This is a genomic window from Kaistella sp. SH40-3, from assembly GCF_030686865.1.
Lineage (GTDB): Bacteria > Bacteroidota > Bacteroidia > Flavobacteriales > Weeksellaceae > Kaistella.
This window is the reverse complement of record NZ_JAQYUS010000002.1, coordinates 218,002-232,643: the sequence shown is the minus strand read 5'-3', so window position 1 is coordinate 232,643 and position 14,642 is coordinate 218,002. Positions and strand designations below refer to the sequence as shown.

The 14,642-nt window shown below is 35.5% G+C and carries 16 protein-coding genes and 1 pseudogene; 12 read left to right on the top strand and 5 right to left on the bottom strand.

The genetic code is table 11. The features are described from left to right. The first annotated feature begins 22 nt into the window (after positions 1-22). The 3 genes from PUH65_RS04835 to PUH65_RS04825 all read left to right on the top strand — a co-directional run bounded on the left by PUH65_RS04835 (position 23) and on the right by PUH65_RS04825 (position 3,290). A complete protein-coding gene (locus PUH65_RS04835) occupies positions 23-1,585 on the top strand; it encodes a ribonuclease E/G (RefSeq protein ID WP_305518651.1) in 1,563 nt (520 codons plus the stop codon). A gap of 210 nt (positions 1,586-1,795) precedes the next feature. After that, the gene (locus PUH65_RS04830; protein WP_305518650.1) at positions 1,796-2,338 is read left to right on the top strand and encodes a hypothetical protein; all 543 of its coding nucleotides are present in this window, start codon (positions 1,796-1,798) and stop codon (positions 2,336-2,338) included. A gap of 136 nt (positions 2,339-2,474) precedes the next feature. Further along, positions 2,475-3,290 (top strand): alpha/beta hydrolase, encoded by an 816-nt coding sequence (locus PUH65_RS04825; RefSeq protein ID WP_305518649.1) that lies wholly within the window; start codon positions 2,475-2,477, stop codon positions 3,288-3,290. Between the two features lie 82 nt (positions 3,291-3,372). Here the strand turns inward: PUH65_RS04825 and PUH65_RS04820 are convergent, their stop codons facing one another. Continuing rightward, a complete protein-coding gene (locus tag PUH65_RS04820) occupies positions 3,373-3,987 on the bottom strand; it encodes a pyruvate decarboxylase (protein ID WP_305518648.1) in 615 nt (204 codons plus the stop codon). A 174-nt stretch (positions 3,988-4,161) separates the two neighbouring features. Between PUH65_RS04820 and rpsO the strand changes: the two genes are divergently transcribed. Beyond that, positions 4,162-4,431, top strand: coding sequence for a 30S ribosomal protein S15 (gene rpsO / locus PUH65_RS04815; RefSeq protein WP_305518647.1), 270 nt, complete (start codon positions 4,162-4,164; stop codon positions 4,429-4,431). Positions 4,432-4,504: 73 nt separating this feature from the next. Here the strand turns inward: rpsO and PUH65_RS04810 are convergent, their stop codons facing one another. Further along, positions 4,505-4,747, bottom strand: coding sequence for a GlsB/YeaQ/YmgE family stress response membrane protein (locus PUH65_RS04810; protein ID WP_305518646.1), 243 nt, complete (start codon positions 4,745-4,747; stop codon positions 4,505-4,507). Positions 4,748-5,081: 334 nt separating this feature from the next. Here PUH65_RS04810 and PUH65_RS04805 point away from each other — a divergent pair, with 334 nt between their 5' ends. From PUH65_RS04805 to PUH65_RS04795, 3 genes are all read left to right on the top strand, one after another. Further along, the gene (locus PUH65_RS04805; RefSeq protein ID WP_305518645.1) at positions 5,082-7,346 is read left to right on the top strand and encodes a polyribonucleotide nucleotidyltransferase; all 2,265 of its coding nucleotides are present in this window, start codon (positions 5,082-5,084) and stop codon (positions 7,344-7,346) included. A gap of 62 nt (positions 7,347-7,408) precedes the next feature. After that, the gene (locus PUH65_RS04800) at positions 7,409-7,741 is read left to right on the top strand and encodes a HopJ type III effector protein (protein WP_305518644.1); all 333 of its coding nucleotides are present in this window, start codon (positions 7,409-7,411) and stop codon (positions 7,739-7,741) included. 70 nt (positions 7,742-7,811) lie between these two features. Next, positions 7,812-7,937 (top strand): hypothetical protein, encoded by a 126-nt coding sequence (locus PUH65_RS04795; protein WP_305518643.1) that lies wholly within the window; start codon positions 7,812-7,814, stop codon positions 7,935-7,937. A gap of 43 nt (positions 7,938-7,980) precedes the next feature. Here PUH65_RS04795 and PUH65_RS04790 read toward each other — a convergent pair whose 3' ends face one another. Continuing rightward, complete coding sequence (locus PUH65_RS04790; protein ID WP_305518642.1) at positions 7,981-8,970, bottom strand: nitronate monooxygenase family protein; 990 nt, start codon at positions 8,968-8,970, stop codon at positions 7,981-7,983. 134 nt (positions 8,971-9,104) lie between these two features. Then, positions 9,105-10,055 (bottom strand): ADP-ribosylglycohydrolase family protein, encoded by a 951-nt coding sequence (locus tag PUH65_RS04785; RefSeq protein ID WP_370692014.1) that lies wholly within the window; start codon positions 10,053-10,055, stop codon positions 9,105-9,107. A 664-nt stretch (positions 10,056-10,719) separates the two neighbouring features. Between PUH65_RS04785 and PUH65_RS04780 the strand changes: the two genes are divergently transcribed. From PUH65_RS04780 to PUH65_RS04760, 5 genes and pseudogenes are all read left to right on the top strand, one after another. Next, the gene (locus tag PUH65_RS04780) at positions 10,720-11,049 is read left to right on the top strand and encodes a single-stranded DNA-binding protein (RefSeq protein WP_125023517.1); all 330 of its coding nucleotides are present in this window, start codon (positions 10,720-10,722) and stop codon (positions 11,047-11,049) included. An 80-nt stretch (positions 11,050-11,129) separates the two neighbouring features. Next, positions 11,130-11,576 carry an HRDC domain-containing protein gene (locus PUH65_RS04775; protein WP_305518641.1) on the top strand — a complete coding sequence of 149 codons (447 nt, stop codon included), beginning with the start codon at positions 11,130-11,132 and terminating at the stop codon, positions 11,574-11,576. 126 nt (positions 11,577-11,702) lie between these two features. Further along, positions 11,703-12,185, top strand: a complete 483-nt coding sequence (locus PUH65_RS04770) for a GNAT family N-acetyltransferase (RefSeq protein ID WP_305518640.1) — start codon at positions 11,703-11,705, stop codon at positions 12,183-12,185. A 92-nt stretch (positions 12,186-12,277) separates the two neighbouring features. Continuing rightward, on the top strand, positions 12,278-13,627 hold the full coding sequence (hisS, locus tag PUH65_RS04765) for a histidine--tRNA ligase (RefSeq protein ID WP_305518639.1): 1,350 nt from the start codon (positions 12,278-12,280) through the stop codon (positions 13,625-13,627). Positions 13,628-13,893: 266 nt separating this feature from the next. Continuing rightward, a pseudogene (locus tag PUH65_RS04760) lies at positions 13,894-14,310 on the top strand (EamA family transporter). A 7-nt stretch (positions 14,311-14,317) separates the two neighbouring features. On the opposite strand, the gene PUH65_RS04755 reads toward PUH65_RS04760, so the two are convergent. After that, positions 14,318-14,536 (bottom strand): hypothetical protein, encoded by a 219-nt coding sequence (locus PUH65_RS04755; protein WP_125023508.1) that lies wholly within the window; start codon positions 14,534-14,536, stop codon positions 14,318-14,320. Between the last annotated feature and the right edge of the window lie 106 nt (positions 14,537-14,642).

Below are 14,642 nucleotides of genomic sequence, written 5' to 3'. Positions count from 1 at the left end.
TTTTTAATTCCTTAAAATTACAATGAAGAAAGAACTGATTATATCACATGAAGATGAGCAGTCGAAGATTGCCTTGCTGGAAGACGGACGGCTTTTTGAACTCCACGAACAGGAGGACAAAAGCGACTTTGTGGTCGGTGATTTATTTATCGGTAAGGTAAAAAAACTGGCACCTAACCTAAACGCTGCTTTCGTAAGCATTGGTTATGAGAAAGATGCCTTTTTGCATTATCAGGATTTAGGTCCACAATTTCTTACGTACAAAAAATTTCTACAAGACACAGTTGCCAAAAGACAACACAATTCTTCATTAAAAAATTTCGAAATTCAAAAAGAAATTCATAAAAATGGAACGATTGATAAAGTGTTGGCCAAAGACGACAGTGTCATTCTTCAAATTACCAAAGAACCAATTTCTACTAAAGGTCCCAGAATATCTACCCAGATTTCTTTAACCGGACGTTTTTTGGTTTTAATTCCGTTTGATAAAAGTGTTTCTATTTCTAAAAAGATAACCAATTCTGAAGAAAAAGAAAGACTGAAAACTTTAATTGAAAGCATTAAACCAGAAGGTTTCGGTGTCATCATTAGAACAGTTGCTGAAGGAAAAAAAGTTGCAGAACTCCATAACGATATGAATCAACTGGTTCAGAAATGGGAAACTGCTTTTAAAAACCTACAGAAAAATAAAGTGCCAAGTAAAGTCTTGAGCGAAGAAGATAAAGCGTCTTCTATTTTGCGGGATAACTTTAATGCAGATTTTGTTTCTATTATTTGCGATGATGAAGAAATGGTAGAAGACATGCGAAATTATATCGAAGTCATTGCGCCAGAAAGAAAAAATATTGTTCAATTCTACGACAAGCCAATTCCGTTAATGGAATACTACAACGTAGAAAAACAAATGAAGCAAAGTTTTGGAAAACACGTGAACATTCCAAGTTCGAAAGGTGCTTATTTGGTGATTGAACATACAGAAGCACTCCATGTTATTGATGTGAACTCGGGGAATAATTTATCCTCCGGAGCAGGCGCATCCAACAAAGAACATGCGTTGACCGTGAATAAAATGGCAGCCACAGAAATTGCGCGTCAACTGCGTTTGAGAGATATGGGTGGAATCATCGTAGTCGATTTTATCGATATGATCAACCCAGATCACCGACGTGATTTGTACGAACATTTCAAAGAAGAGATGAAGCGCGATAAAGCCAGACACAAAATTTTACCGCCGAGTAAATTTGGCTTGATTCAGTTAACGAGACAAAGAACCCGTCCGGAAATGGTTATTAAAACCAAGGAAGACAATCCTAATATTGATGGCGAAATTCTAGCTCCAATTGTGGTCGTAGAAAGAATGGAAGAGGTGATTCGAAACTTGATCCAAACCGAAAAAGGAAAACTGTTTTTACACGTGCATCCTTTTGTAGAAGCGTATTTGACCAAAGGTTTGATGAGTATTCAAACGAAATGGTATTTAAAATACAAAAAATGGGTAACGATTATCCCACGCGATTCCTTTAAATATTTAGAATACAAAATGGTTAATTCTAAAAAAGAAGAATTAATGAGTTATTCAAATTAGGAATACCAAAAAATCGTACTTACAACTATTACTCCTGGAATTTTTCGGGAGTTTTTTTGGCTTTAGAGTACTAAGTCAAAAGAAATTCTGCAACGAAATTTTCATCATTTTTCAACCAAAATCTTAATTTAAATTAATTCCCGAATGTTATAGATTAAAACTAAATGCTCAAAAAATCTTTATATATTTGATTTAAATAAAAATAGGACAATGAAAATAAAACTACTGTTTCTAATTGCATTCATTTCGTTTTCAAATACTTTCGCCCAAAATTTTGAAAAGTTGCTTTTTTCGAAAAAGGATAACCCAACGGTGCTCATTAATAAAAACATCATTGCGAATTTTGAATTGATAAAGCAGATTCCTTCCAGTAAAATCATTAAAATGGAAGTGATGAAATCTCCTAAAAATGGAGTAGACCTCTATGTGAAAACCTATCCGAATTTAAGTCAGTACGGATTAATATTGGTAGATATGACTTTCGATCATTTGGAAACTAAGACTCAAAATGAAATTCGGGAATTCCTGGGAGCAAATCCGAAAACAAAATTCTATGTCGATGGATTCTTAATTATGAACGATGATTTACTTATCGCTACAAAAAGCATTCATGAAATTGAATTGATTAATCCGAATCAGCAGGATTTAGACGAAGAAAAAATTATCAACCTCTGGACTTTACCGAAAGAAACCAGATTAGGATCTTTAAATCTTTCACGAAAAAAGATTCAAGTACAAGAAATCAGTAAATAATAGTTTTCTAAAAAGTGAACTAAAATAAAAAGGCAGTATTTTTTTTAAATGCTGCCTTTTTATTTGTCGAATAATATTTTTATAAATTAGATTCCTAGAAACATAATACTTCAAATCCATCATAAAATCAAAAATCATGAAAACTGTTTATTCTTATCTTGTATTTCTTGTGGTCTTCTTTAATTGTAGCACTACGATTCCACTATCTGTCGATAAAACTCCGACTCACGAAACACTCAATATAGAATCTAAGGTTTTAAAAGAAACCCGCGTAATCAATATTTGGGTTCCATCAGATTATTTTAAAGGTAGTGATTCTTATCCCGTTCTTTATATGCCAGATGGTGGTTTGAAAGAAGATTTTTCTCATGTAGCGAATACGCTGTCTGACTTAATTTTGGCGAATAAAATTCCACCAACAATATTAGTTGGAATTGAAAATACGGAACGAAGACGCGATTTAACTGGACCTACGCAAGTAGAAAAAGATAAAGAGATTGCGCCTGTGGTTGGTGGTTCTGCAAATTTCCGGAACTTTATTAAAACCGAACTGATTCCGGAAATCAATCAAAAATTTAGAACGACCTCCGAAAGAGGAATTATCGGTGAATCCCTTGCTGGACTTTTCGTTACGGAGACTTTGTTTTTAGAACCCAATTTATTCGATTACTATATTGCATTTGATCCTTCAATTTGGTGGAATAATTATGAAATTGAAAAAACTGCAAAAGATCAATTGGCAAAATTCCCGAACACCGAGAAACGATATTGGTTCGCTGGTTCTGATGCGCCTGATATCTACACGCACACTGAAAAATTAGCAAACCTCCTTAAAAATGAAAATCTTCCTAATTTAAAATGGAATTATTCTGCCGAGCCAAAGCAAGATCATAATACGATTTTCCGTGCGACCAAAGAGAAAGCAATGATTTGGACGATGAATAAGAAGTGATTTTATTGTTGCTGTTTTTATCACAGATCTGCATCTTTGAAATTTGAAAATCAGTGAGAGAAAGATAATTATGAGAGATTTCTCAATTCAAAACAAAATTCTGATTGTTCAAATCACTCAAAGCGCCTGCACTATCTGAAGAACGCAGTCGGAATTTTTTGCGCAAAATTTTATTGATGTTTTTCAGTGCACCCGTTGTTCCAATTTTGATGGAATTTTCGGCGGATCCTAAAAGCCGACCATTTCTTTTATAAGTATCGTAAGAGGTTTCGGCCAGCATATCACCAGATGCGTTATAAATCTTCATGCTTACAACCACTTGGTTAGAAAATACGTATTTTCCGATTCCCACTTTAAAATATTTAACCTTTGGAATAACTGCAAACTGCGCATTGTTGTTTTCGCAAAATTCTGAAATCAATTTTGGTACTGGATCATCAAAGGGAATGTTATAATCAACTCGAAGTAATTTATTACTTTTGGCGGTACTCAATTCATCTGATAAGGCAGAGAAAAATGCTGAGTACGTAGGTTCTTTAATTTCTTCAATATCAGGAAATACTTCAGGATTGAAATAAAGAATTTGAGCAGTTTTCACCTCTTTATTAAACAGACTGTTTTGCGCAGAAAGGGTTGCGTAAGTGGTTAACAATAATAATACTGCAATTTGAGTCCGAATTAAATAAAGATTTTTCATGGTTTTGTGTAGTGCAAAGATACTGCCATCCAATAATATAAGCAATATAATTTTAAGATTTTTTAACATTTATTAATTGGTTTCTAATTTATAAAAGCAATACTACTTTTCAGATTAAAAAAATAGTTGTACTTTTGCACCCGTTACATAATAATCATTTAAAATAATATTGGAATGTACTTAACAACAGAAACGAAGAAAGAAATCTTCGCAAAACATGGAAAGTCTCAAGCAGACACAGGAAGTGCAGAAGGACAAGTAGCCCTTTTCACTTACAGAATTAATCACCTATCAGGTCACCTGAAAAAGAATCACAAAGATTACGCAACAGAGCGCTCTTTAGTACTTTTAGTAGGTAAAAGAAAAGCTCTTTTGGATTATCTAAAGAAAAAAGATATTAACAGATACAGAGCAATTATTGCAGAACTTGGTTTAAGAAAATAATCATTTTCCAGTAAAAAATAAAAAGCAACTCAATTTTGAGTTGCTTTTTTATTGCTTAAAGTTCAAGATATTATTATACTTTCCCTCTCGTAAAGAGGTTAATAACTGCAAGTAAAACTATTGATCCCAGTGCGCCAGTTAAAATTTCCCCGACTATTCCATCGCCTAATCTTCCACCTAATATCCAATATCCGATTGCACCACCTATAATACCTACGATAATATTTCCTATTAGTCCGAGGCTTCCACCTTTAAAAATTTGTGCGCCTAACCATCCTGCAACTGCTCCGATAATTAATGTCCATAGAATTCCCATAATGTTAAATTTTTTAATGTTAGTTAATTTATTACGCTGAACGATATTCCAAATTTGTGCCGAAAAAATTTAAAACAAGCAAGATATTTGTTAATTAAAGAAAATAATTTTTATTCTAATTTTTTTTAAAAGTGAAAAGGTGTTATGATCGTTGTGTCGGTTTATTTTATGCACACTTAAAATGTTTGATTTAAAATCGCATCACTTTCTGGACCATATTCTTGTTTTACCATCCTCTTTTCACTCGATAAAATTCTGTATCTTTGCACACGAAAATTTAAATACATTAAATAATAACGCACTCAATACGGAGTGCCCAAGACGAACAAATTTTATGAATGCTCCACAAGCAATTATTGAAAAATTTCAATTAAGTGATGGTAGAGAAATTACCATCGAAACAGGAAAATTAGCGAAACAAGCAAATGGTGCTGTAGTAGTAAGAATGGGCGGAACAATGCTTTTAGCAACGGTTGTAGCCAGTAAAGACGCCAAACCAGGTGTTGACTTTTTACCTTTAACAGTAGATTACAGAGAGAAATTTTATTCAGCAGGGAAAATCCCGGGAAACTTTTTCCGTAGAGAAGCAAGACCATCTGACGAAGAAATTTTAACAATGAGATTAGTTGACCGTGTTTTGCGTCCACTTTTCCCATCCGATTTCCATGCAGAAGTTCAGGTGATGATTTCCCTGATTTCTTATGATAAAGAATGTATGCCGGAATCTTTGGCAGGATTAGCCGCTTCTGCAGCCATCGCAATTACCGATATTCCTTTCAACGGACCAATGTCTGAAGTGACTGTTGCCAGAATAGACGGTAAATTAGTGGTTAACCCAAGTATGGAAAATCTTGCAAAAGCAGATTTAAATATTATGGTGGGTGCAACAAAAGATTCTATCGTAATGGTAGAAGGTGAAATGGACGAAATTTCTGAACAGGAAATGATTGAAGCCATTAAATTCGCACACGAAGAAATTAAAGTTCAGGTAGCAGCGCAAGAAAGATTAGCCGAGAGAGTTGGTAAATCTCTTCCCAAAAGAGAATATTCTCACGAAGACCACAACGAAGAAATTCGTGAAAAAGTTTGGGCTGAGACTTTTGATAAAGTATATGAAGTTGCAAAAACTCCTTCTGCTAAAGAAGAAAGACATGACAATTTCCAGGCTGTTTTAGAAGAATTTTTATCTCAGTATTCTGAGGAAGAATTAGAAACAGTAACTCCATACGCAAAAATCTATTTCCACGATATAGAAAAAGAAGCAATGCGTCAGATGATTTTGAACGAAAAAATCCGTTTGGATGGAAGAACTCCGGAAACGATTCGTCCGATCTGGTCAGAAGTTGATTATTTACCTGGAGCACACGGTTCTGCAATCTTTACAAGAGGAGAAACTCAGTCATTGACTGCAGTAACTTTAGGATCTGTAAAAGATGCAAACATGGTAGACACGGTTGCCATTAACTACGATCAAAAATTCTTCTTACACTATAACTTTCCACCGTTCTCAACGGGTGAAGCAAGACCTTTAAGAGGAACTTCAAGAAGAGAAGTAGGTCACGGAAATCTGGCTCAAAGAGCTTTGGCGAAAATGATCCCTACAGAAAACCCTTACACCATCCGCATCGTTTCTGATATTTTAGAATCAAACGGTTCATCTTCAATGGCAACTGTTTGTGCCGGAACTTTAGCATTAATGGATGCCGGTGTACAGATTTCAAAACCGGTTTCCGGGATTGCAATGGGATTGGTAACGGATCCAAAATCAGGAAAATTCACCGTACTTTCTGATATCTTAGGAGACGAAGATCACTTAGGTGACATGGACTTTAAAGTAACAGGAACTGCAGACGGAATCACCGCTTGTCAAATGGATATTAAAGTAGAAGGTTTGACAATGGACATTATGGAAAAAGCATTAATCCAGGCGAAAGAAGGAAGATTGCATATTCTTAATGAATTATTGAAAACGCTTGACGCACCAAGACCAGACGTAAAACCACACGCACCGAAAATGGAAGTATTGGAAGTTCCAAAAGATTTCATCGGAGCGATCATCGGACCTGGAGGAAAAATTATTCAGCAAATGCAGAAGGATTTCGAAACGGTTATCGCGATTGAAGAAATCGGTGAGATCGGAAGAATCGAAATTTCTGGTGTTAGCAGAGAAAATATCAACGCAACGATTGCAGCGATCAACGAGATTTGTTTCGTGCCTGTAGTTGGAAGTGTTTATAATGGTAAAGTGGTAAAAGTAATGGACTTCGGAGCGTTCGTAGCGATTGCTAAAGGAACAGAAGGTTTGCTTCACATCTCAGAAATCGAATGGGCGCGTTTGGACAAAGTTCCTTACAACGAAGGCGATATGGTAGAGGTGAAATTCATGGGTTACGACGATCGTAAGAAAATGAAGCTTTCAAGAAAAGTGCTTTTAGATAGACCTGCGAGAGAGGAAAGACCGCAAGGTGATCGTCCACAGGGAGATCGTCCTCAATACAATGACAGACCGAGAGGAGACCGTCCACAAGGAGACAGACCTCAGAGAAGAGATGACCGACCGCAAAATAACGGCGGCCAAAATCCTGAAAATAACGGATAAAATAACAGAAACCACTTCAGAAATGAGGTGGTTTTTTTTATATTTAGTGAAATAATTTAACAATGATACTACAGCAATTAATACAAAATCCAGAAAACATAATGTTCAACGATGTTATTTCCTTCATCGATGAACGCTACGATTTCACACCCACAAAATTCACCAACGGAAATACTGTAAATGAGGCAGACAAAAATAATGGTTCCTGTAAAGTTTTCAGTTTTGCAAAATTGAATGATTTATCAAAAGATGAAACCTTGACATTATTCGGAGATTTTTACAGAAATGATGTTTTGAAAAATCCAACTGGAAGCGATCATCAAAATATTAGAAACTTTATGCAGTTTGGTTGGGATGGAATTTCTTTTGAAGGTGAAGCCTTGAAGCAGAAATAAAGAGGACAATTTTTTAAAAGACTTTGGCAAAGTAATTGCAAATAATCCTTCAAATAAAAAAAATACTATTATGAATCCAGCACTTTTAAGAAAAATTTTGATGTGGGTTGCACCACTTGCCATCGGTTATTTCATGAAGAAATATGAAACCAAACATGCTAAAAAACAACAGACAAAAGCAGTAGCCACAAGATAGCAAAACAAAAATTCCGTTTCAGAAATGAAACGGAATTTTTTATTTACAGATCGAAGGAATTAACCTCCCGATATTCTCTTAATAAATTTTCAAAGACTTTTTCGACTGGTAAGATTTCGTGAATTAAAGCAGAGACTTGTCCGATTTCTAATTCACCTTCGTCTAAATCACCTTCAAACATTCCGCGTTTGGCTCTGGCTCTTCCGAGGGTTTCTCTTAATGCTTCGGCATTGCGGCCTTGATCGTAGAGTTTTTCTAAATCGTGGAAGAATTTATTTTTCACCAAACGAACGGGCGCTAATTCTTTTAGGGTTAAATGAGTGTCGCCTTCATTTAGAGAAATAACTTTATTTTTAAAGTTTTCATGGGAACTTGCTTCGACAGTTGCAGCAAAACGTGAACCTATTTGCACACCATCTGCACCAAGAATCATGGCGGCTTTCATTTGTGAACCCAAAGCAATGCCGCCAGCTGCAATCAGTGGTTTTGAAATATGCTGTTTCACATTAGGAATCAAACAGAACGTAGTTGTTTCATCTCGTCCATTATGTCCACCTGCTTCAAAACCTTCAGCGACAATTGCATCAACTCCGGCTTCTTCACACTTTATGGCAAATTTGGTGGAGGAAACTACGTGAGCGACTGTCAAACCTTCTTTTTGTAAAGTGTCTGTATAGGTTTTAGGATTTCCGGCAGAAGTGAAAATAATCTTCACACCTTCTTCTAATATGATTTGAATAACTTCATCTAAATTCGGATAAAGCATCGGTACATTTACCCCAAAAGGTTTGCCGGTTGCTGCCTTACACTTTTGGATGTTTTCGCGCAAAATATCGGGATACATGCTCCCGGCCCCAATTAATCCTAAACCGCCAGAATTGGATACCGCAGAAGCCAGGTGCCAACCCGAATGCCAGATCATTCCGCCCTGAATAATGGGATATTTTATTTGAAAAAGGTTTGTAACCCTGTTTTGTTTCTCATTCATTTCTTTCATCTTTTTTGCTACACCAAAATCTAAAAATTTACTCATGTGGTAAATTTAATTAAATCAGTGAAGAGTAAAAAATGTTCTTAAGAAAATATGGAATTAAGATCACTTGTATTAATTACAAATGATGTTTTTTTAATACAAGAGGTTTTGTTTTCTACGGCGAAATCGAGATTTTAATTAGGGAGGATTTTCCTGGCCAGTCTTCCAGCCAGATCATCAATATCTTCTTTTCTGGCTAACTGTTCAACCCAATTTTCTGGAATAGTACCAAAACCATAAAGCAAGCCGGCAACTCCGCCAGTTATTGCAGCAGTCGTGTCAGTGTCCTCTCCTAAATTAACGGCTTTTAATGTGGCTTCTTTATAATTATCGGTGTTGAGTAAACACCAAATGCTCGCTTCCAAAGAATGAAGAACATATCCGCTGCTTGAAATTTCATATTCTCCTAATTCTGAAATATCATCTTTTAAAAGGCGATCAAAAAATGAGATCTCATACTGATCAATTGAAAGTGAATTTAAAAAGTCTGGGATTTCAGTTTGTAATTTTTGATAGATTTCGAATTTTTCTTTTCCTAAAAGAATTTCTCTTGTAAATTCAAGGTAATAAAAACATGAAATTACAGACCGAATGTGACCATGAGTTATTGAAGAAACTTTTTTCGTGATTTCATATCGTTCTGAAATCGGTAAATCTTTTATATAAAATAGAAGTGGTAAAATACGCATTAAGGAGCCATTTCCATTGGATGAAGCATCTGTGTTTCCAGCGAACTCTGGCACTTCTCCATGGGCAATTCGATTGATGGCTTCTCTTGTGGCGATACCGATATCGAAAACTTCACCGCGTGCTGTCCAAAAGTTTTCATGATACCATTTAACAAAGTTTCGAGCGATTTGGTTTAAATCAAAATCGTTGGTTAATGCTTCTGCTAAACAAAAAGTCATCGAACTATCATCTGAGAAAGTTCCGGGCGGTTGATTATATGTTCCGTACCCAATCATGTCTGTTACCAGGTTTTGAAGAATGGCTTCTCGGCTTTTGAATTCTACCGGAACACCGAGCGCGTCTCCTATTGCAACACCGAATAAGGCGGATTTAATTTGATAAGGTAAGTCCATCATATTTATCTTCTGAACTCAAATATAAAGAACTTTGGCTTATTTTTAAAATCTTGGTTCAAGATTTTAAAATTTAGAGATATGGTGATTATTTTTTTTCGAAATAACTTTGTAGATCCAAGTTCCGAGAAAGTATAATGCAGACAAAAAGGAAATGAGTATTAAGCCTCCCAAAATCCATCCGATATTTCCCATTACAAAAACAAATGAAAAGAAGTAAGTATCTAGACTTTCCATTGGGTTAAAAGAAAAGGGAACATTTTCTGGTTTAGATAGTAAATCTATGGCTGATATGCATAGCGAACTACCGATTATTATGCTCAGTAATCCAGAAAGTATTTTGTTTTTATTCATCTAATAATAAATTTAATTTAGAAAATTTGAATTTACTTGGTATCCCAATTCCGTGCTACATCCATTTTAATCTTGAAAAAATCCCAATTTATTATGTTAAGAATAGTAATTTGTAAAAAGAAATAATCTGAAACTATAAAAAATATAATTTTAAAATATTGGATAACAGGTCTATAAACGATACAAACGAATACAAATGACATTAAGCGGTTCATTACCGACTAAATTTTAAAATGCAGTGAACCTTTGCAACAGAGATTCGAGACAGATCAGTGAGACTCGATTCTAATGTTTAATTATAAAATCTAAAACCATGTCACTAAGAAACAAAGTTACCTTAATCGGTAGAACAGGAAAAGACGTCGAAATCGTACAATTCGAGAACGGAAAATTAGCGAAAGTAAGTTTAGCAACCAGCGATTATTACACCAACGCCATGGGCGAAAAAGTGGAAGAAACGCAATGGCACAATTTGGTCTGCAACGGAAAACTGGCCGACCTCATGGAAAAATACGTAGAAAAAGGGAAAGAGATCGCTGTAGAAGGCAAGATCGTGTACCGCAATTACGACGATAAAGAAGGGCAGAAACGCTATATCACAGAAGTTCGGGTAGATCAACTTGTTCTTTTGGGAAGTAAATAGAGGTGGAGCGATAAGCCGGATTTTATCCCATGGAATTCGGCTTGCTCGCCTTTTCAAATTAAAACTAAAAACACAATACCATGAAAGTTCAAATATTTAAAATACGATTGTCAGACGAATTTATTTACGCTGACCAAAAAGTGCTCGATCGTTTTCTACAGGAAAACAATATTCTAAAATACGAAACTGCCTTTGTAAAGGAGGACGAAAGTTACTGGTCGGTGGTTCTCTATTTCGAAGAATCAAAAGTACAGGTCAACGAACCGAAACCTGAAAAATATAGTGCCGCACTGGAAGAACTCAACCATGATGAAATAAAAATTATGGATTCGCTGAAATTATGGCGCTCGGAAAAAGCGCGTGAAAAAAGTCTGCCTGTATATTTGATTGCGACCAACAAAGAATTGTTTTCCATCGCCAAATATAAACCTGCGAAAAAAGAAGAATTGCTGGTCATCAAAGGTTTTGGTAAATATAAAATCGAAAATTATGGCGAGGAAATCATCGAAATTTTAGAAACGGTGTAAAAACACAAACTCTATATGTTTTTACAGAAACCGGAGAAGTTTTCTTCGGTTTTTTGATTTGTAGATTAGGCAAACTGGAGATTTTTCTTTATGTTTTAATTCCCCAAGTTTTTTTAAATTTATAAAATGGAAATTAATATTAGAAAAATTCAGAAGTCAGATAATACATTGTTGGCAGAAATAATACGCAGTTGCTTTCAAGATTTTAAAGTTCCTACCCCAGGAACTGTTTATGAAGATCCTACGACAGACCATTTATCAGAATTATTTACGGAAGAAAATTCAGCATTGTTCGTTGCCGAAGTCGATGGAGAACTGTGTGGTTGTTGCGGTATTTATCCTACTGAAGGTTTACCGGAAAAATGTGGCGAACTCGTTAAGTTTTATATTCACAAGGATTTTCGCGGAAAAGGTTTGGGCAAAAAATTAATGGAAGAAAGTATTGAGTTTGCAAAAAATGCCGGTTATCAATCAATTTATATAGAAAGTTTACCCGAATTTTCTACGGCAGTTTCCATCTACGAAAAGCAGGGTTTTAGTTACCTTGAAAAACCATTGGGCAATTCAGGACATAGCGGTTGCAACCTTTGGATGATCAAGCATCTTTAGGAGTTTAGATTAATAATTTTGTATTTTTGCAGACTGACGCAAGTTTATTGCCAGCATAATTACTCACTACTTATTATTCATTATCTATATCTATGAAACCCAGTTTAGCCAAAGGAACCCGAGATTTTTCTGCCGAAGAAGTTTACAGAAGAAAATTCATTATTAATATTTTACAGAAGAATTTTGAACTCTTTGGTTTTCAGCCATTAGAAACACCAAGTTTCGAAAATCTTTCTACATTAACGGGAAAGTACGGTGAAGAAGGAGATCGTTTGATTTTTAAGATTTTGAATTCCGGTGATTATGCGTCGAAGACAAAAGAGGAAGATTGGTCGGCTAAAAATTCGCAGAAACTGATTTCGCAGATTTCGGAAAAGGCGCTACGTTACGACTTAACCGTTCCTTTTGCAAGATATGTAGCCATGAATCACGGACAAATGACTTTCCCTTTTAAGCGGTATCAAATTCAGCCGGTTTGGCGCGCGGATCGTCCACAGAAAGGTCGTTTTCGTGAGTTTTATCAATGTGATGCTGATGTAGTAGGAAGTGTAAGTTTGTGGCAGGAAGTAGAATTGGTTCAATTGTATTTAAAGTCTTTTGCGGAATTAAATGTTAAGGTTGCACTTCATTTAAACAACAGAAAAATACTTTCTGGCTTAGCAGAATTTGCCGGAATTTCTGACCAGTTAATTGACTTTACAGTTGCATTGGACAAACTGGATAAAATAGGTAAAGAAGGCGTTGTTAAAGAACTGTTAGAAAAAAATATCAATCAGGAATCAATCGATAAATTAGATTTTCTTTTTAACCAAAGTGAAAATGCTCTTGAAAATTTAGCACAGTTAAAAGAAAAATTCCAGGGAAATGAAATCGGAACAAGTGGAGTAGAAGAACTGGAATTTGTTTTGACTCAATCCTTTGAATTAGGAATTTCCGAAGAAAGTTTAAAATTCGATATCACTTTAGCCAGAGGACTCGATTATTATACCGGAGCCATTTTTGAAGTAAAAGCCACAGATGTTGCCATGGGTTCCATTGGCGGCGGCGGTCGTTATGACAACTTAACCGAAGTTTTCGGCGTGAAAAACATTCCGGGAATCGGAGTTTCTTTTGGTCTCGACCGAATTTATTTGGTGATGGAAGAACTAGGATTATTTCCGGAGGATTCGGTGAAAACGGTGCAATATCTTTTTGCCAATTATGGAGAAAATGAATCTTTGGCCGCGATGAAAATTATCGGTCAACTTCGCGCGAAAGGAATTTCTGCAGAACTCTATCCTGAATCTGCAAAATTGAAAAAGCAATTTACCTACGCCGAAAAGAAAGGAATTCCAAACTTGGTTTTCTATGGCGAGCAGGAAATTTCAGAAGGAAAAATTACCGTTAAGGATTTGAAAACCGGAGAACAAATTATTCAGACAACAGAAGAGTTTCTGAGGTAGTGAACAATTAACCTTGTCAAGGTTCTAAACCTTGACAAGGTTGAGTTCGTAAAATTAAAGGATTAACTCTTGTTTGATATAAAAGCGTTTTTTTTTTAAACTTTGCTAATTGAAATCGAAGATTCGCCGAAGGCAAACGCTTTTGCGTCCAAAAAAAGCGCGAAAACACATTGCTGGAAATTTAATCTTTGTTCGTCATTTAGACGAAATTTAAGATTTTTATATAAGGAAGAATCGCCTTGTAACATAATTAACAACTCAAAAACATGTGGTGGATTTACGCTTTACTTTCGGCTTTCTTTGCTGCATTAACTGCGATTTTTGCGAAAGTCGGCGTAGAAAATGTAAACTCGAATTTGGCGACTGCCATTCGAACAGTGGTTGTTCTGGTTATGATTTGGATGATTGTTTTCTTCCGAAATGAATATAAAGCAATCGGCGAATTATCTTCCCGAAACTGGATTTTTCTAACCATCTCAGGATTCGCAACCGGACTTTCCTGAATCTTTTACTTTAAAGCATTACAAATGGGCGAAGTTTCAAAAGTTGCCGGAATCGATAAACTCAGTTTGGCCTTAACTATTATTTTTGCAGTCATATTTTTAGGGGAAACCTTAACCTGGAAAACAGCCGTTGGCGCAGGTTTAATTATCGCTGGAACTTTATTTTTAATCTGGAAATAATGGAAAATTAATCTTCCCAGCCACAAAGTTCTTTATCTAACGTCTGTGCTTTTTGAAGACTTACCTTGATGATTTGCGCTTTGCAATTAGACAATCCTCTGCAGTTTTTTAAATAATGGTATTTTTTGCCACCGCTGCTGTTGCAAAGATAAACATCGGTTTTTGTAACAAGAGTTCCTTGCCAATTTAAAATGACCATTAAAAAAAGGAGTAAAGATTTTTTCATTGATAGTAATTAAATTTCGACGGTTAGGGGATTTCCACTATTCTAAATTATTGGGTCCAAATATAACTAATACGTGGGAAACTTTTTTACCCAAAATCTTTAACCC

Coding starts and splice junctions, on each gene's coding strand:
- PUH65_RS04835 (WP_305518651.1), top strand. CDS start 23: ATGAAGAAAGAACTGATTATATCACATGAAGATGAGCAGTCGAAGATT.
- PUH65_RS04830 (WP_305518650.1), top strand. CDS start 1,796: ATGAAAATAAAACTACTGTTTCTAATTGCATTCATTTCGTTTTCAAAT.
- PUH65_RS04825 (WP_305518649.1), top strand. CDS start 2,475: ATGAAAACTGTTTATTCTTATCTTGTATTTCTTGTGGTCTTCTTTAAT.
- PUH65_RS04820 (WP_305518648.1), bottom strand. CDS start 3,987: ATGAAAAATCTTTATTTAATTCGGACTCAAATTGCAGTATTATTATTG.
- rpsO (WP_305518647.1), top strand. CDS start 4,162: ATGTACTTAACAACAGAAACGAAGAAAGAAATCTTCGCAAAACATGGA.
- PUH65_RS04810 (WP_305518646.1), bottom strand. CDS start 4,747: ATGGGAATTCTATGGACATTAATTATCGGAGCAGTTGCAGGATGGTTA.
- PUH65_RS04805 (WP_305518645.1), top strand. CDS start 5,082: ATGAATGCTCCACAAGCAATTATTGAAAAATTTCAATTAAGTGATGGT.
- PUH65_RS04800 (WP_305518644.1), top strand. CDS start 7,409: ATGATACTACAGCAATTAATACAAAATCCAGAAAACATAATGTTCAAC.
- PUH65_RS04795 (WP_305518643.1), top strand. CDS start 7,812: ATGAATCCAGCACTTTTAAGAAAAATTTTGATGTGGGTTGCACCACTT.
- PUH65_RS04790 (WP_305518642.1), bottom strand. CDS start 8,970: ATGAGTAAATTTTTAGATTTTGGTGTAGCAAAAAAGATGAAAGAAATG.
- PUH65_RS04785 (WP_370692014.1), bottom strand. CDS start 10,055: ATGATGGACTTACCTTATCAAATTAAATCCGCCTTATTCGGTGTTGCA.
- PUH65_RS04780 (WP_125023517.1), top strand. CDS start 10,720: ATGTCACTAAGAAACAAAGTTACCTTAATCGGTAGAACAGGAAAAGAC.
- PUH65_RS04775 (WP_305518641.1), top strand. CDS start 11,130: ATGAAAGTTCAAATATTTAAAATACGATTGTCAGACGAATTTATTTAC.
- PUH65_RS04770 (WP_305518640.1), top strand. CDS start 11,703: ATGGAAATTAATATTAGAAAAATTCAGAAGTCAGATAATACATTGTTG.
- hisS (WP_305518639.1), top strand. CDS start 12,278: ATGAAACCCAGTTTAGCCAAAGGAACCCGAGATTTTTCTGCCGAAGAA.
- PUH65_RS04755 (WP_125023508.1), bottom strand. CDS start 14,536: ATGAAAAAATCTTTACTCCTTTTTTTAATGGTCATTTTAAATTGGCAA.